We start from the raw sequence: 19,713 nt of genomic DNA, 5'->3' as shown, positions 1-19,713 counted from the left end.
CCCTCAGCCGGCGGGCGCTCGCTCGGCGGCCTTGGCCGCATCCCACAGCGCGTCCATTTCGGCGAGATCGGAGTCCGCTGCGGTCTTGCCGCGCTTGGCCAGTTCCGCCTCGATGAACTGGAAGCGCCGCATGAACTTGGCGTTGGTGGAGCGCAGGGCGTCTTCCGGTTCCAGGTCGAGCTTGCGCGCCAGGTTCGCGCAGACGAACAGGATGTCGCCTAACTCGTCGCGAAGCCGGGCGGCGTCGCCCGCCTCGATCTCCCGTTCCAGCTCGGCGGTCTCTTCGCGTAGCTTGTCGAAGACGAACGAGACGTCAGGCCAGTCGAAACCGACGCGCGCGGCCCGTGCCGTGAGCTTCACGGCGCGCGTGAGGGCGGGCAGACCCACCGGCACATCGTCCAGCAGGCTGGCGTTCTTGCCCTTCTCGGCCCGTTCCTTGGCCTTGATGACTTCCCAGGCGCGGGTCTGCTCGGCGCTGGTGCGCTGCTCTTCCGGGCCGAAGACGTGGGGATGGCGCCGGATCATCTTCTCGCAGATGGCGTTGGCGACGTCGTCGAAGGCGAAGGCGCCTTCCTCCTGCGCCATGCGGCTGTGGAACACGACCTGCAGCAGCAGATCGCCGAGCTCTTCCTTCAGGTCCGGCAGGCTGCCGCGTTCGATCGCATCGGCCACCTCGTAGGCTTCCTCGACCGTGTAGGGCGCGATGGTCGCGAAGGTCTGTTCCAGGTCCCAGGCGCAGCCGTCCTGCGGGTCGCGCAGCCGCGCCATGATGGCCAGCAGGCGGTCGATCGGCCGTTCGTCACTCGGCGGGGCGGATGGCGGCATTGATTTCCTTGGTGATCTTCGGCTCTGCGCCCATTTCCGGCGCGGCCTCGGCTAGGCCCGGCTCGGCCAGGTCGCGCGCGGCCAGGGCCTCGCGGATATTGGCGTGGCGTTCGGCGGTGAGCGGGAAGCCCCAGACGATGAGGCCGGCCAGGACGGACATGCCTGCGGGCACGGCGCAGAAGAGGACGGCCAGGCCTTGCAGGCCAGTGTCCAGGCCCTGGCCCTTGGGATCGAAGCCCATGAGCTGCAGCAACGGGAACGAGACGCCGACCGCCACGGCCGAGCCGATCTTCACCGTGCCCGCGAGGATGGCGTAGAGCAGGCCGGTGCGGTCGACGCCGCTCTCCAGCCGCTCTTCGTCGCCGATATCGGCCATCATGGCGCGCAGCAGGAAGGCGCCGGCGGAGAAGGGAACCCCGATCAGGAACATCAGCGCGCCGGCGACCGGCATGGAGCCTTGCGGGATCAGCAGTGAGCACATGGTCATCGCCGCGTAGACCACGCACGAGATCGCCAGGGCCCTGTGCTTGGAGATCCGGTAGGAGAGCCAGGTCCAAACCGGCGCCCCGACCAGGCCGCCGATGAAATAGATCAGGAGCAGCAGGCTGGCTTCGCCGTGGGTGAAGCCTTTCACCCGGCCGAAGAAGAAGAAGAACAGGGCGCCGGTGATAGCCGGGCCGGTTCCGATCAGCAGGTCGGCGACCAGGATGCGCACCACGCTCGGGCGCTTGAAGAGCGCCAGATATTCGCGGAAGCCGGACTTCTTGACCTCCGAAGCCACCTGCGGCTCGGGCACGCGCCACAGCGCAAGGCCGACGGTGATCGGCATCAGGAGGACGACGAACCATCCCATCGCTCGGACCCCGGCCCCGTGGCCGGTGATCCCCGCCAGCGGGAGCAGGGCGGGGAGGGTCAGGACGAAGATCATCCCGACGACGTTGCCGGCTTGCCACCATCCGTAGATGCGCGATCGCTGATCATACTGAGGTGAAAGCACCGCCGCCCAGGCGAGCTGCGAGAGGCTCGCGATGGAGACGCCGGCATAGACGACCAGCAGCCAGAGCCAGAGATAGACGCTGCTGATCCCCGGCTTGGCCATGAACAGCATGTAGGCCGCCAGCATCAGCAGGGGCGCGCTGATGGCGAACCACAGCTTGAAGCGGCCGAACCGCGAGCGGGTCCGGTCCATGACGCCGCCGATATAGGGGTCGAACGCCATGTCCAGGAAACGCACGGCCATGAAGGCTGCGCCGACGGCCGAGAGGCTCAAGCCCAGCTCGCTCGCGTAATATTCGGGGAGGTAGACCACCAGGGGCAGGCCAAGGCCGGCCAGTGGGAGACATGGGGCGGCCAGGGCCGCCAAGGTCCAGTTGGAACGCCGGTCCGCCCGCGCGGTCATTGCACTCATCCCTCAAGCGTCCGGATCTACAACGCGTCCGGCTCGCCGCGCGATGTGACAGGCCCCCACCTGGAGGCGCAAGGCCTATCGACGTTATCTGCGGGCGTAGGCCTTGCCGAGGCTCAAATGCACTGCGAACCGGTTGATGGCGTACTGCGCGTCCGACCAGGTCGTGGTTCGCGACGCGTTGCGGATGTCGGTTTCGTACCAGCGATAGCGGATCGGGGTGACGTCGCCGTCGATCGAGACGGCCTTGCCCTCGATCTCCGCGCCGCCGACGCCGAAGCTCGACATCGAGAGTCCGGGCGTGTCGCCGAGCTGCTTGAAGGTCGGACGGTTGGGCGTGGCGTCGACCAGGGTCAGCTCGATCCTACCGCCGGCCAGCACGCCGGAGCGCTGCATCTCACGCTCGGTCTTCTGCTGCAGGTCGGCGACCAGCCGCTCGACGTCGCGCACGCCGTACTCCTGCTCGGCCTTCTGGCGCAGTTCAGGGCTGATGGTGACCTCGACCGTCGGCGCGGCGTGGGGGCTCTCGGCCTGGGCCGAGCCGGCGATCGCGAGCGCCGCGAGGGCGGGAGCAAGAAGGGGACGCATGCGGAAACTCCAGAGGATGCGAATGGTCACGACCGCATTCGTTAGATGGTGGCGAGAGCGCCATTTTGCAAAGTCTAGGCCCAAGCGTGACCTTAGTGTGGCGCGCGCTCTATCGGCTTGACCTGCACGGCGGGGCGCCCAAGTCTGCGCCGCGGGGGACGGTGTAGCTTAGACGTTCAGATGGAGGCGACCTGTGGCGCACAAGTTCGAAATCTACAAAGACAAGGCGGGCGAGTTCCGCGTCCGTTTCAAGTACAACAGCGAGACGATCTTCTCGACCGAGGGCTATTCCTCCAAGGCCAGCGCCAAGAACGCGATCGAGTCCATCAAGAAGAACGGTCCGGACGCGCCGACCGAAGACAACACCGACTGAATTTAAGCGGTCGCCAGGCGCGCGAGTTCATCGCGCGCCTGCGCGGCGATTTCGAACGAGCGAACCCGCGCGGCGTGGTCATGGATCTGTGCGGTGACCATCAGTTCGTCGGCGGCCGTCCGGCGCGCGAAGGCGTCCAGCCCCTCCCGAACACGATCGGGTGAACCCACGATCGAGCAACTCAGGCTCTGCCGCAGCATGGGCCCTCCGAGCTCATCGAGGCGGCCGTCCGGATCGTCGACCGGCGCGGGCAGGGGGCCGGGCCGTCCCTGGCCGAGATTGATGAAGGCCTGCTTCAGCGACGTGAAGAGGCGCTGCGCCTCCTCCTCAGTCTCGGCGGCGGTGACGTTGACCCCCAGCATCACATAGGGCTTGGCCAGGTGCTCCGAAGGGCGGAACTGGCTGCGATAAACCGCGAGCGCCGTCTCCATCTGGGCTGGGGCGAAGTGCGAGGCGAAGGCGTAAGGCAAGCCCAGAGCGGCGGCCAGTTGCGCGCCATAGGTGCTTGAGCCCAGCATCCAGAACTCGACCTCGAGCCCGGCGCCGGGGACCGCGCGGATGATCTGGCCAGGCTTCTCCGGCTCGAAATAGTTCATCAGCTCGATGACGTCGCGCGGGAAGTCGTCGATGTCGCCGGCCAGGGTGCGGCGCAGCGCACGGGCGGTGGCCTGGTCTGCGCCCGGCGCGCGGCCCAGCCCCAGGTCGATGCGGCCCGGATAAAGCGAGGCCAGGGTGCCGAACTGCTCGGCGATGATCAGCGGGGCGTGATTGGGCAGCATGATCCCGCCGGCGCCCACCCGGATGGTGGAGGTCGCCTCCGCCACGTGGCCGATGACCACGGCGGTGGCCGCGCTCGCCACCCCGCGCATATTGTGATGCTCGGCTAGCCAGTAGCGCTTGTAGCCCAGCCGCTCGGCGTTCTGCGCGAGGTCGCGGGTGTTGCGCAGGGACTGGGCGGCGTCGCCGCCTTCCACGATGGGCGAGAGATCGAGGACCGAGAGATCAACCATGGCCGCCATATAGGAGGCCGCTTCGTCTAGCGGAACAACGCCAGCAGATAGGACGGCGCCTGGTTGGCGATCCGCAGCGCCTCAAGCGCGAGTTGCTGCTTGACCTCGATCGCCGCCAGCCGCGCGGCCTCCTTGGCCATGTCGGCGTCGACCAGGTTGCCGATCCCGGCCTCGTAGTTGTCCTGCAGCTTCGAGCTCATCTCGAACTGGCGGTCGAGCGCCCTGGCGCCCACGCCGATCTTCGACAGCGCCGACGACACCTTCTGGCTGGCGGCCTCGATGGCGGCGATGTCGGCGGTGGCCACGCCGCCGAGCAGGTCGGTGAGCGTGCCGGAGATCGCCGATCCCGTGGTCGAGAGGTCGACATGGTCGATGTTGATCGTCGCGGTCGCGTCGGTGTTGGCGAGCGCCCGAACCGCGCCCGTTGAGCCGGCGGAGATCAGGTTGATCCCGTCGAACACCGCGTTGTTGGCGATGGTGTCGATCTGCTTGCGAAGGGCGACGTATTCGTCGTTGAGCGCCTGGCGCGTCGCCGTGCTCAGCCCCGCCTCGGTGGCGGCCAGCGCCTTTTCCTTCATCTGGCCGAGGATGTCGGAGATCGATTCCGCCGCCGTCATCGCCGTGTCGGCGATCGCCTGGCCGCGTTGGAGCGAGTTCTTGACAGCGTCGAGCGACTTGAACTCGGCGCGCATGTTCTGCGCGATCGCCCAGATGGCCGGATTGTCCTTGGGGCCGGCGACCTTCAGCCCGGTCGCCAGGCGGTTCTGGACTTCGGCGTACTCGCGGTTGATCGCATTGAGGTTCTGCAGCGCAATCATCGCGCCGGTATTCGTATTGACGCTGTTCAGCGGCATGACGAAGCCTCGGTCCAAGGGAGCGGAATGCCCGCGGGCCTTTTGCCCTGCCTCGAAGCTAGGCTGCCTTGGTTGGTGGTTTGTTTACGCCGGCGCGGATTTTCCGGCGGCTTGACCTTCCAACGATTGGAAACTGCATCTGATCGCCATGACCAGACTCGGCCCCATTCATCGACGCCGCTTGCTCGGCGGCATGTCAGCCCTCGGCGGCGCGGGCGCCCTGAACGCCCTACTGCCCGGTTGGGCGCAGAGCGGGACACCGGGCAGGCCCGCCGACCTTCCCACCGTCTCGGGCCCGGACATCGCGCTTAGCGTCGGGCACACGGCCTTCAAGGTCGATGGCCGGGCGGCGCACGCCGTGAGCGTCAACGGCACCGTCCCTGGCCCCCTGGTCCGCCTGACCGAGGGGCAGACGGCGCGGATCTCCGTCACCAACGCCCTGCAGGAAGACACTTCGATCCACTGGCATGGCCTGCTGGTCCCGTTCCAGATGGACGGGGTGCCCGGGGTCAGCTTCCCCGGGATCAAGCCCGGCGAGACCTTCACCTATGAGTTCAAGGTGCGGCAGGCCGGGACCTATTGGTACCACAGCCATTCGGGGCTTCAGGAGCAGTTGGGCCACTACGGTCCGATCGTCATCGAGCCCGCGGCTGCCGATCCGGTGGCGTTCGATCGCGAGCACGTCGTGATGCTGTCGGACTACAGCTTCATGCACCCGCATGAGATCTTCCGGAAGATGAAGGCCCAGTCGGGCTACTTCAATCGCCAGAAGCAGACGGTCGCCGGCCTGCTCGCGGGCAAGGACCAGTCCTTCGTCGAGCGCAAGGAATGGTCGGCCATGCGCATGGATCCGACCGATATCCTCGACGTCACCGGCGCGACCTACGCGTATCTGGTCAACGGCCACGGCCCGCAGGACAACTGGACCGGCCTCTTCGAGCCCGGCGAGCGCGTACGCCTGCGGATCATCAACGCGGGGGCCATGACGATCTTCAACGTCCGCATCCCGGGCCTGAAGCTCAGCGTCGTCCAGGCCGACGGTCAGAATGTCCGGCCCGTCGAGGTCGAGGAGTTCCAGATCTCGCCCGCCGAGACCTATGACGTGATCGTCCAGCCGCAGGACCGCGCCTACACCCTGGTGGCCGAGGCCGCCGATCGTTCAGGCACGGGCCGCGCCACCCTGGCGCCGCGGGCGGGCATGACCGCCGAGGTTCCGCCCCTGCGCGAGCGGCCGCTGCTCAACATGCGCGACATGGGCGTGGACCACTCGGCGATGACGGGGATGGAGGGCATGGCTATGGACCACAGCGCCATGTCCATGCGCGACCCGCGAAACGCGCCCCAGGTCACCCTGGGGCCGGGCGTCCAGATGATCTCGCCCATGCCGGCCGACCGGACGGGCGACCCGGGGCAGGGGCTGGAGAATGTCGGTCACAAGGTGCTGGTCTACACCGACCTCGTCGCCCTGGAGCCCAATCCGGACCCGCGGCCGCCGTCGCGGGAGATGGAGATCCACCTGACCGGCAACATGGAGCGGTTCATGTGGGCTTTCGACGGCGTCGGCTTCAGCCACCTGAAGGACCCGATCCCGTTCCGGCTCGACGAGCGTGTCCGGGTGACCCTGGTCAACGACTCGATGATGGCCCACCCGATCCATCTGCACGGTCATTTCTTCGAGGTCGTGACCGGCAATCCCGGCCGCCATCCGCGCAAGCACACGGTCAATGTGCTGCCTGGCGGTCGCGTCGCCTTCGACCTGACGGCGAGCGATCCTGGCGACTGGGCCTTCCACTGCCACCTGCTCTACCACATGCACGCGGGCATGTTTAACGTGGTCACCATCCGCCCGCTGGAAGGGGCCGGGGCATGAGACTCCTGCTCGCGCTTCTGCCTCTCGCGATCGCGTCCGCCGCCGCGGCGCAGGACCCTCACGCCGGTCACCAGCCGCCGGCGAACGTCCCGGCGGAGACCCATGCCGGACACGTCCAGCCGGCCTGGCCGTCCGACACCCCTGCGGCGCCGCCGCCGGAGCTGGCGCGAGACCACGCCGCCGAGCGCTTCTATTCGCCCGAGGAAATGGCCGCCGCCCGCGCCCAGCTTGCCCGAGAGCACGGCGGCGGGACCGCCTGGAAGGTGATGCTGGATCAGGCGGAGATTCGTCCGTCCGGCGGCGACGACGATTTCGCCTGGAAGGGCGAGGCCTGGTACGGCGGCGACATCAACCGGCTTGTCGTGAAGTCGGAGGGGGACGTCGCCATCGGCGGCGACGTGCATGCGGCCGAGCTCCAATTGCTCTATTCCCGCGCCGTCAGCCCCTATTTCCAGCTTCAGGCCGGCCTACGTCACGACTTCGAGCCGGGCCCCACGCGAACCTATGGGGTCGTGGGCTTCGAAGGCCTTGCGCCCTACTGGTTCGATGTCGAGGGCGCGGCCTTCCTCTCGGAGAAGGGCGACGTCAGCGCCCGCCTGGAGGGCTCCTACGACCTGCGCCTCACCCAACTCCTGATCCTGCAGTCCCAGGCCGAGCTGAACCTCGCGGCCCAGGATGTTCCGGAGCTGGGCCTGGGCGCCGGCTTCACCGACGCCGAACTGGCGCTGCGGCTGCGTTACGAGTTCCGCCGGGAGTTCGCCCCCTATGTCGGCGTTTCCTACGAGCGACGCCTCGGCGAGACCGCAAAATTCAGCCGGGCCGCCGGCGAAGACGTTGAAGATACGCGCCTTGTCGTCGGCGTGCGGACTTGGTTTTGAGGAGCTTATCCATGAAGACCCCTACGCTTTGCCTGATCGCGGTCGCCCTCATGGCCACGCCCGCTGCGGCTCAGCACGCCGGGCATGGCGACCATGCCGCGGCCCCTGCGCCGGCCGCCGTCGCGTCCGCCGAAGGAACCGGTGTCGTGAAGAAGGTCGATACGGGGGCGGGAACCGTGACCATCGATCACGATCCGATCCGCGCCCTGAACTGGCCGGCCATGACCATGGCCTTCAAGGTTCCGGACAAGGCCGTGCTCGATCAGATGAAGGAGGGCGCCAAGGTGCGCTTCCTGCTCAGCGGCGGACAGACGATCGTCGCCGTGCGGCCCCAATAGTCAGAGGTCGACCTTCGCCATCAGCGGGGCGGGCAGCAGCCGGATGATCAGCATCACGTAGCGCCAGCCGAGCTTGGCGGCGGTCACGCAGGAACCTGGTCGGGCTCCAGGGTCCTGACGATCTTCACGCGGGTGAAGTCGTCCGAGGGGGTCTTTACGAAGCCGAGGTTCTTCGCCGTGGCGAGCATTGGGGCGTTCTCGCGCGCGACATCGCCCCAGACTTCCCGAAGCCCTTTGGCCGCCGCGTATTCGAGAATGGCGTTGAGCAGCAACCGACCGAGTCCCTTGTGTTGTTGGTCGGTGCGCACCATCAACGCAAACTCCGCAGTTTCCCCTTGAGGGTCGCCGGCGAGGCGGGAGACGCCGAGGATCTTGCGGTCGCGATCCAGGGCGACCAAGGCCATTTCCCGGTCGTAATCGATCTGGGAAAGCCGCTCTGGCCAACCGGGCGGCAGGGTCCGGAAACCTGAACGGAAGCGCAGTCGGACGTCTTCGGCGCTGCTGGCCTCGACCATGGCGGCGATGGCGGGGCCATCCTGGGGACGGATCGCCCGAACCACGACGCTCTCCCCGCCGATCTCGACCTCACGACGAAGATTCCGCGGATAGGGCAGGATGGCCATGCGCGCCCGCTCCGCGCCCTCCGGGCGCAGTCTCACCCTGGCGTCCAGGACGATTACGCCGTCGGCGTCGGCCAGCAGCGGATTGATGTCGAGCTCGGCGATCTCCGGTTCGCCGACCGCAAGCTGCGACAGCCGGGTCATGACCCCGGTGATCGCTTCCATGTCGGCTGGGCCGTGGTCGCGATAGCCCTGCAGCAGGTGCGAGATGCGGGTGCGGCTGACCATGTCGCGCGCCAGCACGTCATCCAGGGGCGGGAGGCCGACGACGCGGTCGGCAATGACCTCGACGCTGATCCCGCCGGCCCCAAACATGACGATGGGGCCGAAAAGGGGATCCTGGGCGACGCCGACGAGCAGTTCCTGGGCCTGGGGCCGGTGGACCATCGGCTCGACGACGAAGCCTTCGATGCGCGCCTCGGGCCGGGCCTTGGTGATCCGTTGCAGCATGGTGTGGGCTTCGGACAAGATCTCGTCGGCGCCGTTGAGACCCAGCGCCACCCCGCCCAGTTCCGACTTGTGGCTGATGTCGGGCGACAGGATCTTCAGGGCGACCGGCCCCTTCATCTCGACGGCCGCCGCGGCAGCCTCCTCGGGCGTCCTGGCCTCCTGGCTTTCGAGCACCGGGACGCCGTAGGCGCGGAGCAGGGCGCGAGCCTCGGGATCGGTTAGCGTGAGGCGACCATCCGCCCGCGCCGCTGCGATCACACTTCTGGCGGCTTCGAGGTCGGGTTCGCCCGGCAAGCCGGCCGGCGTGCGGACGAGCGCTTCCTGGTTCTTGCGGTGATTGACCAGGTGCATGAAGGCCCGCACCGCTTCGTCCGGTGTTTCGTGAGCCGGCACGCCTGCGGCCGCAAGCCGGCGACGGCCCTCGGCGACCGCGGTCTGCCCAAGCCAGGCGCTGAGGACCGGTCGATGATAACGCTTGGCCTTGAGCGTCTCGACGACGGCGTCCGCGGCGAAGGTGCTGTCTTCGACCGCCGTGGGGCAGTTCATGACCAGCACCGCATCGGCGCCCCGGTCCTCCAGCAGGATTTCCAGCGCTTTTCCGTAAAGGGGGGCGTGGGCGTCGCCGAGGATGTCGACGGGATTGGTTCCCGACCAATGGGCCGGCGCCGCGGCCGCAAGGCGCTGAAGCGTATCTTCCGAGAGTTCCGCTACACGGCCGTTGCGCGCCTCCAGGGCGTCGACCGCCATGACGCCTGCGCCGCCGCCATTGGTCAGGATCGCCAGCCGGTCACCGTAGACCCGCAGGCCGACCCCAAGCGTCGTGACCGCGTCGAAGAGTTCGCGCAGCCCCCCGACTCGCAGCATGCCCGCACGACGAAAGGCGGCTTCGTAGACGAGATCGGAGCCGGCCAGGGCGCCTGAGTGGGTGAATGCAGCCTTGGCGCCGCCCGCGCTGCGCCCGGCCTTCACCACCACGACCGGCTTGGTCCGCGAGGCGATGCGGCCTGCGGTCATGAACTTCCGCGCATCCGAGATGCTCTCGACATAGAGCAGGATGCCGTGGGTCTCATGGTCGAGCGCCAGATAGTCCAGCAGGTCGCCGAAATCGATGTCGGCGGCGTCGCCGATAGTCAGGAGGTGTGAAAAGCCGACGCCCCTCGCATGGGCCCAGTCTATGGCCGCGGCGGCGATGGCGCCCGACTGGGAGACGAGGGCAAGGCCCCCCGGCGAGGGCGACAGGTGCGCGAAGCTGGCGTTGATGCCGCGGCGCGGAGACATGAAGCCCAGGCAGTTTGGGCCAAGGATGCGCATCAGCGAGGGCTTGGAGGCGTCGAGCATAGCCTGGCGCCCTTCGCCTTCCACCCCGGCGCTGATGACGATCGCGGCGCGGCAGCCGCGTTCCGCGAGATCGGCGACGACCCTCGGCACTGCGTGCGCAGGCGTCGCAACCACGGCCAGGTCCGGCGCCATGGGCAGGTCGGCTACCGACTGGTAGGCGATCGAGGACCGGATGGCACGCGCGCTCAGCGAGACCGGGAGCACCGGACCGGCGAAGCCGCTCTCAAGCAGGTTCCGTGAAAGCACCTGGCCGACGGAACCAGGGGCGTTGCTGGCGCCGACCAGCGCGATCGACTTGGGCTGGAACAGTGCGTCCAGGTTGCGGGTGGTCATTAGCCGGTCCTCGGATGGTCGTTCCTAGAGACGAACCTGCTCCGCGCTCCCGATCAAGTCCGGCATGTCCGAAAACGCGCTCGGAACATCGAGCGCCGGGAGGTGGTTTTCGAAGGGTCCGCTGTACGAGGAGATGTCCCATGCCAGCCAAGTCCGCCGCCCAGCAGAAAGCCGCCGGCGCGGCCCTTTCAGCTAAGAGGGGCGAGATTCCAAAAAGCGACCTCAAGGGCGCTTCCAGGTCTATGGTGGAGTCGATGACCGAAAGCGAACTGGAGGAACTGGCTTCGACCAAGCGCAAGGGCAAGCCCGAGCACAAGTCGAAGCCCCACTGAGCTCGCCTCAAGGCAAAGACCTGACCATATCCGCCACGATCGCGTTCACCGTCGCCTGCGCGGCGTCACCCTGATCGACGCGTCGCTGGGAGGTGGATCGCCAGGCCAGCTTGCCGGTCTGGCGGTCGGTCAGGTCGAGCATCATCGTGCCTTCGACGTAGTTTATCGTGCGCACGTCGATGTCCATCGGGGGGCCGTACATCCCCCAGCCGAAGCCGTGAAAGCAGCCGCGGACACCGCAGACGACTGGAGGCCGGCCTCCAGTCGTGGCCACTTGAGTGTCGGTCCGGTCCCGCAGGCCGATATGATAGGAGACGAGCAGGTCGGCCGTGCTCGGATCGGCTTGGCGGTAGCCCCGGGCCGTCAAGGCGCTGACGATCGCGTTTTCGACACGGCCGCGGATGATGTCGTTGTCGACCCTCGGGTCGCCTTGCCCAGGTGTCGCATCGGGCTTCCAGGCGAAGGTCGACCCGGGGCGGATGCCTACGGTGTCGCTCTGAAGCACCGAGACTCTGCCCGCAGGGCCGGCGCAGGCGGCCAGGACCACCAGCGCTCCGAAGACGAGCGCCAACGAAAGATGCTTCCTGATGATCGTGGGGAGCATGGGGGTTCTCCGACTGGCCGACCTTTCGAGAGCGTGTGCGAAAGGATTCGTCGGGCTCCTGGCCTCGGCAATCAGGTCAAACCCTGTGCCGGCATGGGCCGTTAGGTTCAGGGGCGCGAAAGGGTGGTCACCTGCGGCGGGCGCCAATCTCCGTTCAGGACCGAGGCGGTCGGCCTATGGATCCTGAGCAGCAGATTGAATTCGGCTGGCGGCGACGGCAGCCAGTTGGCGACGTCTTCGGTCGGGGCGAGGTGCTGGATCACGAAGTCCGCGACGCCGTCGGGCCCTGGGTCGGCGATGACCTCGTAACCAGGGTGCGATGAACGAAGGGCCAGACTCCATTCAGCGTTCTCGGGGGACGCAAAGGTCAACCGATACTGCTCCGATCCGCGCAAAGGTTGGCCGGCCGCGTCGCGGTCGCAGCGAAAGCAGGCCAGGTCCTCGACCGCCGGTGAGCCCAGGCTGGTGGCTGCGGTCACTGCTCGGGAAAGCGGATCGTTATCGTCGTGTGGCGCATGGAGCAGATCCCAAGGCCCGGCGGGGCTCAGGCGGCGATGCGCTGCGCCTGCGATCTGATCCGCGCCATCCTTGAACCCCCAGGCCACCGCCCCGTCCTGCCCTGCAGTGGCAGGGTCCGGGAAAGCGCTGCCGAGGGCGCAGCCCAAGCGTCCGAGAGCCTCGCCAGTGTCCGGATCGGACGGAGGATGGCGCGCCAGAAGCGCCATCAGCCGATGCAGGAACTTGGCCGGGGCCAGGGCCAAGGCGGCCTCCACCAGATCGCGCGGCGGTCCCTCGATCGTCGCCACGCCCTGATCGGGCCAGGGCTTGGGGGCGGCGATCGAAGGCCCCATGAGAAGCCGAAGACTCGCCGCATGATCATCTGCTGAGCGCGGGGCGATGCGGGTCAACATCCAGGCCGAAGCGCTGGGCAGCCGCCAGACTGCATCCGCGTCCGGCGACTCGCGGACCTGATCTGCCCCGACAATCGCGATGCGCGCCGACGGAAGTGGCGCCGCCAGAGGCGCGATCCTGCGTCCCCATGCGTCATAGAGGACCACGCACAACCGTCGCGCCTGGTCATCCGGCCACCTGAGCGTGGCCGGCCCTTGCGAAATGTCCAGCCAGGCGCTGGTGATCAATGTTCGAGGGGCGTCATCCGCGAGCCCCGGGGCGAGAAGTCCTGCGTGATCCGGCAAGCGACAGAACCGATTGCCTCCCAACGGATGGGCGCGGCGGACCATGTCGGTCAGCACCAGGGGAAAGCCCAACACCATCAACTCGGCCGCGACCTGGCGGATTTCGGCCGCGGTCATACCCGGAGACTGGATCTGGGGCATTTGCGCCTTCCTATGGAAGACCCAGCCTTTCAGGCGCTCGCCGGCGCGGCCATCGGGTCAAACCCCCATCGACAAGGACCCGGCCATCGGATGCAGCCGGGCGTTCTTGCCCTAGGCTCGGATGAGATTGTGCTTGATGGCGAAGCGGACGAATTCAGCCGCCGTCCTCACGTCGGCCTTGCGCATCGCCGCCGCCCGATGGCTTTCGACGGTCTTGACGCTGATCTTCAGCAGGCGCGCGATCTGCTTGTTGGAATTGCCCTCGGCGATCAACTGCGCAACCTCGATCTCGCGCATGGTGAAGCTCTCCAGCCGGGAGCGCTTTCGTTCGCTGATCGCCGCCTCAAGCAGCAGCTCGGAGACAAAGGAGGAAAAGTAGGGGCGGTTCGCGCCGAGGGCCGAGATCGCCGCCTCGAGGTGATCCTCACTGTCGCTCTTGAGCAGGTAACCCCTGGCGCCGGCCGCCAGTCCGCCACTTACTGTCTCGTCGTCGTCGTGCATGGTGAACAGCAGGACGTTGGTGCGCGGCGATTCCTGACGCAAGCGACGGGTGACGATGATGCCGTTCAGCACCGGCAGCGAGATGTCCAGGACCGCCACGTCGGGCTGCTGCTCGATTGCAAGGTCAAGCGCCGCCTGGCCGTCGGCGGCCTCGCCGCAGACCTGCCAGCCGGGGTGGCTCTCTATGATGTCCCTAATTCCGCGGCGGACGATTTCGTGGTCGTCCGCGATCAAAACCCGGAGCATTTCGACCCCTAGTCAGCGAGTTCCGGTCAGGAATACCCCCGAGCTGGGATCAAACGTATCGGTAATATCACTAATATGCACTTTTTGCGCGAAGTATGAAATTATCCTCGCCAAAGTGCAGGGGAGGGCGTTGAGTCCAATAGCTCGTCGCGCCGCATCGCGATTTGCGGCCGGTGGCGGCGGGCGCGGAGGCTGAACGCGATGAGGTCGGGTTACGAGGGTGTTTTTCCCGATAGGGAAGAACCCCATGATCTGCGCGTATTGGGCGTGATCGACGGCTTGCCGTTGCCGTTCGCCTTGGTTGATCCGGCTCAGAGCGGGCTCAAGTTTCTTTCGGCTACGGAACCGTTTCTAGCGACGCTGGGATTGCCGCGCACGGCGGTCGAAGGGCGCGATCTGGCGCAGGTCTTTCTCGCCGAGGCCTTTCCCCGAGTCTCCGACGCCGTCATGCGCTGTGCGGCGACCTGCCAGACCGTCAGGGTGCGCGCTGAACGCCAGACTCCGAAGCGGGACGTCTATGATGTCGTGGCCCATCCGTTGGCCGACCTGGGCGCGGGAGATCTGGTCGCGCTCATTATCGAGGCACCGCTACGTCAACCGTCGCTGATGGCGCAACGGCAGGCTCTGCTGGACTACATCAGTCCACTCAGCCCCAGCATGTACTACATCTACGACCTCCCGAGCAGCCGCACGCAGTACATGCACCGCGATCTTGCCGCGATGCTTGGCTTCGCCGCCGAAAGCATGGAGCTCGCGCAGATCCTGGCCAGGGTGCATCCGGAAGATCAGCCGATCCTCAACGATCACGTCGCGGCCATGAGCTCCCTGTCCGATGGCCAGACGACTGATGCAGTCGTGCGGGTTCACGCGCCGGGCAGCGAGTATCGCTGGGTCCGCTCGCGGTGTCGGATATTGCGGCGGGCTCGCGACGGCGCCGTGCGATTGGTCGTCGGGGCTGCGTCCGACGTCACCGAGCAATACAGGCAGGCCGAGGAACTCGACAGAGCGTCGCGCGCCCTGGCGCTGGCCGAAATAGAGGAGCGGCGCAGGGTCGGTCGCGAATTGCACGACTCCACGGCTCAACACCTCCTCGCGGTCGACCTTTCGCTTGCGGCTATGGAGCGGCGCAACGCGTTTGATTCTGCCGATATGGCGACCCTGCGGGAGCTCCGCAGCGCCCTGTCGGCCGCCCGCAAGGAGATCCGCACGCTGTCCTACGTGCTTCACCCGCCGAACCTGGAGGGAAGGGGGCTGCCCGCGGCGATCAAGGCCTTCGCTGACGGTTTCGCGCGCCGCACGTCGCTCGATATCACGGTGGAGGCGGACCCGACCCTCCGCCTGCCCGAAGAGATCGAGCACGCGCTGTTCCGCATCTTCCAGGAAGCGCTGATGAATGTGCATCGCCACACCGCTGCGACGTGCGTTTGCTGCGCCATGTCCTGGCGCGACGGCGTGGTCCGCTTGGATGTCGAGGACAATGGGCGGCAGCCTGGCGAACTGCCGTTCAATCCGGCCCAGGAAACTGGGGTCGGGATCGCCGGCATGAGGGCCAGACTGAAGCAGTTCGGCGGCCGCCTGATCCTGGAGCGTGGCGCATCCGGGCTGCTCCTTCGGGCCGAAGCGCCGTTCCTGGGCGAACCATAGTCACGGACGCCCGATCTTTACGCGGCCCTTATGTCTAGGCCCCAAGGCCCGTCTCGCCCCCTGATGGCTGTTGGCGCGACCTTCCGCCCCTGATTTTTCACCGAGGGGCTTCGATGCTCGACATCATCTTCCTGGCGCTGGGCCTTGGCGCCTTCGCGCTCTTCGCCGGCTTTGCGGCCGCGCTGAGGCGTCTCTGACATGCTGGAACTCGTGCTGTGGGGCGTAGGCGCCCTCCTGATCGGCGGCTACATGCTCGCCGCCCTGCTGCGGCCGGATCGCTTCTGAGCGACGCCGCGCAACCTCCTTTGCGGACATCCTACAATGAACTGGCAAGGCTGGGCGGAGATCGCCCTGGTGATCGGTCTCGCCATCGGTCTCGGTTGGCCGATCGGCATCTATATGTCGCGCGTCTGGAATGGCGAACGCACCTGGCTTGATCCGGTGCTGAGACCCGTCGAGACGCTGTTCTATCGCGCCTGCGGGGTAGACCCTTCCAAGAGCCAGGGCTGGTTCGGCTATGCCGGCGCGCTCCTGGCCTTCAACGCTGTCGGCTTCGTGCTCGTCTACGGCATCCTGCGTCTGCAAGGCATCCTGCCGCTCAACCCGCAGGGCTTCGGCGCCGTCTCAGAGCACCTTGCGTTCAACACCGCGGTAAGCTTCGTCACAAACACCAACTGGCAGTCCTATGGCGGCGAGACCACCATGTCTCAGTTCAGCCAGATGTCTGCGCTGACTGTTCAGAACTTCGTCTCGGCCGCGACCGGCGCGACGATCGCCGCAGCCCTGGCCCGGGCGTTCATCGCCAACCGCGGCGAAGGACTTGGCAACTTCTGGGCCGACCTCGTCCGCACGACCCTGTGGGTCCTGCTGCCGCTATCGATCCTCGTCGCCCTGACGCTTGTGGCGCTCGGCGTGCCGCAGACGCTCGATGCGTCCGCCACGGCGACCTCGCTGGAAGGCGCGCATCAGAAGATTTCGCTGTTCGCGGTGGCTGACCAGCTCGCAATCAAGCAACTCGGCATCAACGGCGGCGGCGTGTTCAACGTCAACTCATCACACCCGCTCGAGAACCCGACGCCGCTGACCAACCTGATCACGGCAGTCTCCATCAACGTGCTGGGCTGGGCCGCTTTCTTCGCCTTCGGTCGCTCGGCGATGGCGAAGAGGGACGTCCGCGCCCTTGCTGCCGCGGCGGCTATCCTGCTGTCTGCCGGCACGGCCGCGATCTACTGGTCTGAAACTCAACCTGCGCCCGCGCTGGTCGCCGCCCATGCCGACGCTTCGGCGAACATGGAGGGCAAGGAGGTTCGATTCGGCGCTTCGGGCTCGGCCGCCTGGGCCGGCCAGACCACGGGCGCCTCGAACGGTTCGGTCAACTCGATGCATGCGAGCTACATGCCCCTGGGCGGGGCCGTGACCATGTTCCTGATGATGCTGGGCGAGATCCTGCCTGGCGGGATCGGCTCCGGCGTCTCGGTTATGGTGCTGATGGCTGTCCTTGCGGTGTTCGTCGCCGGCCTGATGGTCGGCCGGACGCCCGAGTACCTCGGCAAGAAGATCGAGGCCCGCGAGGTGAAGGGCGCCATGCTGGCTATCCTCGTGATCCCGCTGTCGATGCTGGGCTTCACGGCGGTCGCCGCGGTCCTGCCCGAGGCCCTGAAGGGGCTGCTGAACTCCGGCCCGCACGGCCTTTCCGAAATGCTCTACGCCTACACTTCGGCGACGGCGAACAACGGGTCGGCCTTCGCGGGCCTCACCGCCAACGCGCCCTGGTGGAACACGACGCTGGGAATCGCGATGCTGATGGGTCGCTTCGTTCCCATCGTGGTCGTCCTGGCCGTCGCCGGCGCCATCGCCGCCAAACCCAAGCTCGCCCCGACGGCCGGCACCTTGCCGACCGACTCCGGCCAGTTCGTCTGCCTGCTGATCGGGGTGATCCTGATCCTTGGCGGCCTGCAATTCTTCCCGGCTCTCGCCCTCGGCCCGATCGTGGAGCACTTCCAGATGCTCCTGACGCTGAGCGGCGGCCGCTGATCCCGAAGGATACCTTTCAATGACCGCTGATTATGCTCCCCAAGGGGGGCCGCTGGGCGAGAACCGCCGCAAGGCCTCGTCCCTCGCCGTCGGCTTCAATCCTGCCCTGGCGGGGCGCGCGATCCGTGACGCCGTCGTCAAGCTGGATCCGCGCCGGCTGACCGGCAATCCGGTGATCTTCGCCACATGGCTCGTGGCGGCGCTCGCCAGCATCTCGGCCGGAATAGCCATCGCTGGCGGCGCGCAGTGGAGCTTCGCGCTGCAGATCGCCCTCTGGCTCTGGGCCACCGTGCTGTTCGCCAACTTTGCCGAGAGCATCGCCGAGGGCCGTGGCAAGGCCGCCGCCGACAGCCTGCGCGCCACGCGGGTCACCACCAAGGCCAAGCTGCTCGTCGACGACAAGACCGGCACGATCGTTCCCACTCCGGCGCACAAGCTCGGCGTTGGCGAGGTGGTGCTGGTCGAGGCCGGTGATGTCATCCCGGCTGACGGCGAGATTATCGAGGGCGTGGCTTCGGTGAACGAAGCGGCCATCACCGGCGAATCCGCGCCCGTCATCCGCGAGAGCGGCGGCGACCGGAGCGCCGTGACCGGCGGCACCACGGTCGTTTCCGACTGGATCAAGGTTCGCGTCACCTCCGAGGCCGGTAACACCTTCCTCGATCGCATGATCGCGATGGTCGAGGGCGCCGACCGGCGCAAGACGCCGAACGAGATCGCCCTGGCCGTGCTGCTGGCGGGCCTGACCCTGGTGTTCCTCATCGCGGTCGTAACGTTGCTGGGCCTGGGCAAGTATTCCGGCGTGGAGCTCCAGCCGATGGTCCTGGGCGCTCTGTTCATCACGCTCATTCCGACGACCATCGGCGGCCTGCTTTCGGCGGTCGGCATCGCCGGCATGGACCGGCTGCTGAAGGTCAACGTGCTGGCCACCTCTGGCCGTGCGGTCGAGGCCGCGGGCGACGTCGACACCCTTCTATTGGACAAGACGGGCACCATCACCTTCGGCAATCGCATGGCCACCGAACTGATCCCGGTTCCCGGCGTGCGGCCCGACATGATCGCTCGCGTGGCCTATCTGGCCTCCCTGGGCGACGAGACGCCGGAAGGCCGCTCGATCCTCGAGCTGGTCCGTGCGCAGGGCCTCGACATCGCCCCGCCGGCCGACGCCAAGGTCGTCCCGTTCAGCGCCGTCACCCGCCAATCGGGACTCGAAGCCGGCGGCCAGGTCTGGCGCAAGGGGGCGGTGGACGCCGTGCTCAAGAGCTCCGGGCTGCGGCCCGAGCAGGTCCCGGTCGAGTTCACCAACGCGGTGGACCGCATCGCCCGATCGGGAGGCACGCCGCTGGCGGTCACTGAGAACGGCGCCCTCATCGGCGTCATCCACCTCAAGGATGTGGTGAAGCCTGGTGTGAAGGAGCGGTTCGCGGACCTGCGTCGCATGGGCCTGCGGACGGTGATGATCACCGGCGACAATCCGGTGACCGCCGCAGCCATAGCCTCGGAAGCCGGCGTCGATGACTTCCTTGCCGAAGCCACGCCCGAGGACAAGCTGCGGCTGATCCGCGAGGAGCAAGGCCGTGGCCGGCTGGTGGCCATGTGCGGCGACGGCGCCAATGACGCCCCCGCGCTCGCCCAGGCCGACGTCGGGGTGGCCATGCAGACCGGCGCCCAGGCGGCCCGGGAGGCCGGCAACATGGTGGATCTCGACTCCGACCCGACGAAGGTCATCGAGATCGTCGAGGTGGGGAAGCAGCTCCTCATCACCCGCGGGGCGCTGACGACGTTCTCGATCGCCAATGACGTGGCTAAGTACTTCGCGATCATTCCGGCGATGTTCGTGGCTTCGCTGCCGGCCCTGGGCGCGCTCAACATCATGGGGCTCCACAGCCCACAGAGCGCGATCCTATCGGCGGTGATCTTCAACGCCCTGATCATCGTACTGCTGATCCCGCTGGCGCTGCGCGGCGTCCGTTATCGGGCCATCGGTGCGGCCAAGCTCCTGTCGCGAAACCTGCTGCTCTACGGGGTCGGCGGCCTGGTGGCGCCGTTCGCGGGGATCAAGCTGATCGACATGATCGTCGCCGGCCTGGGCCTCGCCTGATGGACCCCCAACTCGTCCGGGCCGCTCTCGTG

The 19,713-nt window shown here is 67.2% G+C and carries 18 protein-coding genes; 9 read left to right on the top strand and 9 right to left on the bottom strand.

Annotated elements, in window-relative coordinates; genetic code table 11:
* Positions 1-3: 3 nt before the first annotated feature.
* The 3 genes from mazG to ABID41_RS13210 all read right to left on the bottom strand — a co-directional run bounded on the left by mazG (position 4) and on the right by ABID41_RS13210 (position 2,818).
* A complete protein-coding gene (gene mazG / locus ABID41_RS13220) occupies positions 4-825 on the bottom strand; it encodes a nucleoside triphosphate pyrophosphohydrolase (RefSeq protein WP_354297823.1) in 822 nt (273 codons plus the stop codon).
* Positions 800-2,224, bottom strand: a complete 1,425-nt coding sequence (locus ABID41_RS13215; RefSeq protein ID WP_354297822.1) for an MFS transporter — start codon at positions 2,222-2,224, stop codon at positions 800-802. The genes mazG and ABID41_RS13215 overlap by 26 nt, the downstream gene beginning before the upstream one ends.
* Before the next feature lie 93 nt (positions 2,225-2,317).
* A complete protein-coding gene (locus tag ABID41_RS13210) occupies positions 2,318-2,818 on the bottom strand; it encodes a hypothetical protein (protein WP_354297821.1) in 501 nt (166 codons plus the stop codon).
* Between the two features lie 193 nt (positions 2,819-3,011).
* Between ABID41_RS13210 and ABID41_RS13205 the strand changes: the two genes are divergently transcribed.
* Positions 3,012-3,191: a YegP family protein gene (locus ABID41_RS13205; RefSeq protein ID WP_331929041.1), complete on the top strand. Its 180-nt coding sequence runs from the start codon at positions 3,012-3,014 to the stop codon at positions 3,189-3,191.
* A gap of 2 nt (positions 3,192-3,193) precedes the next feature.
* Here ABID41_RS13205 and ABID41_RS13200 read toward each other — a convergent pair whose 3' ends face one another.
* Both ABID41_RS13200 and ABID41_RS13195 read right to left on the bottom strand, forming a co-directional pair.
* The gene (locus ABID41_RS13200) at positions 3,194-4,201 is read right to left on the bottom strand and encodes an LLM class flavin-dependent oxidoreductase (RefSeq protein WP_354298075.1); all 1,008 of its coding nucleotides are present in this window, start codon (positions 4,199-4,201) and stop codon (positions 3,194-3,196) included.
* Between the two features lie 26 nt (positions 4,202-4,227).
* Entirely contained in the window at positions 4,228-5,055 is an 828-nt protein-coding gene (locus tag ABID41_RS13195; protein WP_331929040.1) for a flagellin, read from the bottom strand.
* 193 nt (positions 5,056-5,248) lie between these two features.
* Between ABID41_RS13195 and ABID41_RS13190 the strand changes: the two genes are divergently transcribed.
* Genes ABID41_RS13190 through ABID41_RS13180 form a run of 3 tightly spaced genes read left to right on the top strand, consistent with a single transcriptional unit; the run spans position 5,249 to position 8,141 of the window.
* Positions 5,249-6,925: a copper resistance system multicopper oxidase gene (locus ABID41_RS13190; RefSeq protein WP_435530011.1), complete on the top strand. Its 1,677-nt coding sequence runs from the start codon at positions 5,249-5,251 to the stop codon at positions 6,923-6,925.
* Positions 6,922-7,803, top strand: coding sequence for a copper resistance protein B (locus tag ABID41_RS13185; protein ID WP_354297818.1), 882 nt, complete (start codon positions 6,922-6,924; stop codon positions 7,801-7,803). Before ABID41_RS13190 ends, ABID41_RS13185 begins: the two co-directional genes overlap by 4 nt.
* Before the next feature lie 11 nt (positions 7,804-7,814).
* Positions 7,815-8,141 (top strand): copper-binding protein, encoded by a 327-nt coding sequence (locus ABID41_RS13180; protein WP_354297817.1) that lies wholly within the window; start codon positions 7,815-7,817, stop codon positions 8,139-8,141.
* An 83-nt stretch (positions 8,142-8,224) separates the two neighbouring features.
* Here the strand turns inward: ABID41_RS13180 and ABID41_RS13175 are convergent, their stop codons facing one another.
* Positions 8,225-10,882: a bifunctional acetate--CoA ligase family protein/GNAT family N-acetyltransferase gene (locus ABID41_RS13175; RefSeq protein WP_331929033.1), complete on the bottom strand. Its 2,658-nt coding sequence runs from the start codon at positions 10,880-10,882 to the stop codon at positions 8,225-8,227.
* 140 nt (positions 10,883-11,022) lie between these two features.
* Between ABID41_RS13175 and ABID41_RS13170 the strand changes: the two genes are divergently transcribed.
* A complete protein-coding gene (locus ABID41_RS13170; protein ID WP_331929031.1) occupies positions 11,023-11,214 on the top strand; it encodes a DUF3008 family protein in 192 nt (63 codons plus the stop codon).
* Between the two features lie 7 nt (positions 11,215-11,221).
* On the opposite strand, the gene ABID41_RS13165 is transcribed toward ABID41_RS13170, so the two are convergent.
* The 3 genes from ABID41_RS13165 to ABID41_RS13155 all read right to left on the bottom strand — a co-directional run bounded on the left by ABID41_RS13165 (position 11,222) and on the right by ABID41_RS13155 (position 13,902).
* Positions 11,222-11,818, bottom strand: a complete 597-nt coding sequence (locus ABID41_RS13165) for a DUF4136 domain-containing protein (RefSeq protein WP_331929029.1) — start codon at positions 11,816-11,818, stop codon at positions 11,222-11,224.
* Between the two features lie 107 nt (positions 11,819-11,925).
* Positions 11,926-13,155 (bottom strand): DUF1214 domain-containing protein, encoded by a 1,230-nt coding sequence (locus tag ABID41_RS13160; protein ID WP_354297816.1) that lies wholly within the window; start codon positions 13,153-13,155, stop codon positions 11,926-11,928.
* A 111-nt stretch (positions 13,156-13,266) separates the two neighbouring features.
* Complete coding sequence (locus ABID41_RS13155; RefSeq protein ID WP_331929025.1) at positions 13,267-13,902, bottom strand: response regulator transcription factor; 636 nt, start codon at positions 13,900-13,902, stop codon at positions 13,267-13,269.
* A gap of 267 nt (positions 13,903-14,169) precedes the next feature.
* Here ABID41_RS13155 and ABID41_RS13150 point away from each other — a divergent pair, with 267 nt between their 5' ends.
* The 4 genes from ABID41_RS13150 to kdpB all read left to right on the top strand — a co-directional run bounded on the left by ABID41_RS13150 (position 14,170) and on the right by kdpB (position 19,681).
* Positions 14,170-15,546, top strand: a complete 1,377-nt coding sequence (locus tag ABID41_RS13150) for a PAS domain-containing protein (protein WP_331929056.1) — start codon at positions 14,170-14,172, stop codon at positions 15,544-15,546.
* A 198-nt stretch (positions 15,547-15,744) separates the two neighbouring features.
* Positions 15,745-15,831 carry a potassium-transporting ATPase subunit F gene (locus ABID41_RS13145; RefSeq protein ID WP_354298074.1) on the top strand — a complete coding sequence of 29 codons (87 nt, stop codon included), beginning with the start codon at positions 15,745-15,747 and terminating at the stop codon, positions 15,829-15,831.
* Between the two features lie 36 nt (positions 15,832-15,867).
* Entirely contained in the window at positions 15,868-17,580 is a 1,713-nt protein-coding gene (kdpA, locus tag ABID41_RS13140) for a potassium-transporting ATPase subunit KdpA (RefSeq protein ID WP_354297815.1), read from the top strand.
* 19 nt (positions 17,581-17,599) lie between these two features.
* Positions 17,600-19,681 carry a potassium-transporting ATPase subunit KdpB gene (kdpB, locus tag ABID41_RS13135; protein WP_354297814.1) on the top strand — a complete coding sequence of 694 codons (2,082 nt, stop codon included), beginning with the start codon at positions 17,600-17,602 and terminating at the stop codon, positions 19,679-19,681.
* Positions 19,682-19,713: the final 32 nt, after the last annotated feature.

It is taken from the genome of Phenylobacterium koreense (assembly GCF_040545335.1).
GTDB lineage: Bacteria > Pseudomonadota > Alphaproteobacteria > Caulobacterales > Caulobacteraceae > Phenylobacterium > Phenylobacterium koreense.
Note: the sequence above shows the minus strand (reverse complement) of the source record. Positions and strands in the feature narration are given on the sequence as shown.

Coding starts and splice junctions, on each gene's coding strand:
- mazG (WP_354297823.1), bottom strand. CDS start 825: ATGCCGCCATCCGCCCCGCCGAGTGACGAACGGCCGATCGACCGCCTG.
- ABID41_RS13215 (WP_354297822.1), bottom strand. CDS start 2,224: ATGACCGCGCGGGCGGACCGGCGTTCCAACTGGACCTTGGCGGCCCTG.
- ABID41_RS13210 (WP_354297821.1), bottom strand. CDS start 2,818: ATGCGTCCCCTTCTTGCTCCCGCCCTCGCGGCGCTCGCGATCGCCGGC.
- ABID41_RS13200 (WP_354298075.1), bottom strand. CDS start 4,201: ATGGTTGATCTCTCGGTCCTCGATCTCTCGCCCATCGTGGAAGGCGGC.
- ABID41_RS13195 (WP_331929040.1), bottom strand. CDS start 5,055: ATGCCGCTGAACAGCGTCAATACGAATACCGGCGCGATGATTGCGCTG.
- ABID41_RS13190 (WP_435530011.1), top strand. CDS start 5,249: ATGTCAGCCCTCGGCGGCGCGGGCGCCCTGAACGCCCTACTGCCCGGT.
- ABID41_RS13185 (WP_354297818.1), top strand. CDS start 6,922: ATGAGACTCCTGCTCGCGCTTCTGCCTCTCGCGATCGCGTCCGCCGCC.
- ABID41_RS13180 (WP_354297817.1), top strand. CDS start 7,815: ATGAAGACCCCTACGCTTTGCCTGATCGCGGTCGCCCTCATGGCCACG.
- ABID41_RS13175 (WP_331929033.1), bottom strand. CDS start 10,882: ATGACCACCCGCAACCTGGACGCACTGTTCCAGCCCAAGTCGATCGCG.
- ABID41_RS13170 (WP_331929031.1), top strand. CDS start 11,023: ATGCCAGCCAAGTCCGCCGCCCAGCAGAAAGCCGCCGGCGCGGCCCTT.
- ABID41_RS13165 (WP_331929029.1), bottom strand. CDS start 11,818: ATGCTCCCCACGATCATCAGGAAGCATCTTTCGTTGGCGCTCGTCTTC.
- ABID41_RS13160 (WP_354297816.1), bottom strand. CDS start 13,155: ATGCCCCAGATCCAGTCTCCGGGTATGACCGCGGCCGAAATCCGCCAG.
- ABID41_RS13155 (WP_331929025.1), bottom strand. CDS start 13,902: ATGCTCCGGGTTTTGATCGCGGACGACCACGAAATCGTCCGCCGCGGA.
- ABID41_RS13145 (WP_354298074.1), top strand. CDS start 15,745: ATGCTGGAACTCGTGCTGTGGGGCGTAGGCGCCCTCCTGATCGGCGGC.
- kdpA (WP_354297815.1), top strand. CDS start 15,868: ATGAACTGGCAAGGCTGGGCGGAGATCGCCCTGGTGATCGGTCTCGCC.
- kdpB (WP_354297814.1), top strand. CDS start 17,600: ATGACCGCTGATTATGCTCCCCAAGGGGGGCCGCTGGGCGAGAACCGC.